Below are 1,277 nucleotides of genomic sequence, written 5' to 3'. Positions count from 1 at the left end.
TGACCCCTGCCGTCAAATCCGTAGAACCAAACTTGGGAGATTTTAATTACGCAGCTTGACGATAATAATCAAACCACACCTGTCTTGGCGATTTATAGCTCAAGCCCTTTTGAATCCTAGTCTGGTTGTAATATAGCTCGATGTATCTAATGATATCGGTAATGGCGGCAAATCTAGTTTTATAATCCTTATGATATACCAGCTCATTCTTCAATATGCCCCAGAAGCTTTCTATGGGTGCGTTATCAAAGCAATTACCTTTGCCACTCATTGAGCCTATAAACTGGTGCTGTTTAATGATCTTATGATACGCATGGCTACAGTATTGACTACCTCTGTCTGAGTGCACAATTAATCCTTTATTAGGCCGTTTGTTTTTGATTGCCATACTTAGTGCTTTGCAAACTAAGTCAGCAGTCATGCGTTTGTTGATAGCGTAACCGACCAACTCTTTGGTATATAAATCTTTCACTCCTGCTAAGTACAACCAGCCCTCATGGGTCCAGATATAAGTAATATCGCTTACCCAAGACTCATTAGGGCGCTTAGCATCAAACTGCTGATCCAGCACATTCGGATAGACCAGCTTGTTGTGATTAGAGTCGGTGGTCACTTTAAAGCGCTTATGACGACGACATTTAATGCCGTGTTGCTCTTTGATGCTTCTTACCATATACAGGCTAATGTTGTGGCCTTGCTCGCTTAGATGAGCATGCAGTCGATCTACGCCATAACGTTCTTTCGTTTCACTGTGAGCCGCTTTAACTAGTAATTCAGACTGGTTGCGATGTATCTGCTGGTCACTGATGTCACGACTTAGCCAGTCGTAATAGCTTGAGGGCTTAACCCTTAACACACGGCACATAGTGGTGATGCTAAAGAAGTGCTTGTTGTCTTTGATAAAGGCGTACTTCACTAACTGTGCTTGGCAAAGTACGCCGTCGCCTTTTTTAAGATCTCGCGTTCCTCTTCAGCCACTTTGAGCTGCCGCTTAAGCTGCTTTATTTCTTGAAGAGCACTTATAAGATCAGGATCATATTGCTCTGTGCCGATAAGCTTGCCTTGATTGGCTTTGTTATGCCAATTTGATAGCGTTTGCATGGAAATGCCAAGCTGCTTTGCAGTCGCTGAAATATTGCCGTTGTTGTCTGCTATCTTTTTAACAGCTTCGGCTTTAAATTCGTCACTGTAGGTTCTTACTTTCTTGGTCATGGTAAACTCCTGTTAATACGCTTAGTTTACCAAGTTTATCTCTACGGTTTCTTCAGCATAGCTCA

1 protein-coding gene is annotated in these 1,277 nt (G+C 42.4%); it reads right to left on the bottom strand.

Features of this window, described 5'->3' with window-relative positions; genetic code table 11:
- Positions 1 to 46: 46 nt before the first annotated feature.
- Positions 47 to 1,212 (bottom strand): IS3 family transposase gene (locus ACP69U_RS13810; protein WP_426138839.1). Its coding sequence is split into 2 segments (ribosomal slippage): positions 47 to 957 and positions 957 to 1,212, totalling 1,167 coding nucleotides; the frame shifts between segments, so codons are not numbered across the junction.
- Positions 1,213 to 1,277: the final 65 nt, after the last annotated feature.

The sequence above is a fragment of the Psychrobacter sp. TWR1-1-1 genome (assembly GCF_049895865.1).
Lineage (GTDB): Bacteria > Pseudomonadota > Gammaproteobacteria > Pseudomonadales > Moraxellaceae > Psychrobacter > Psychrobacter immobilis_A.
Note: the sequence above shows the minus strand (reverse complement) of the source record. Positions and strands in the feature narration are given on the sequence as shown.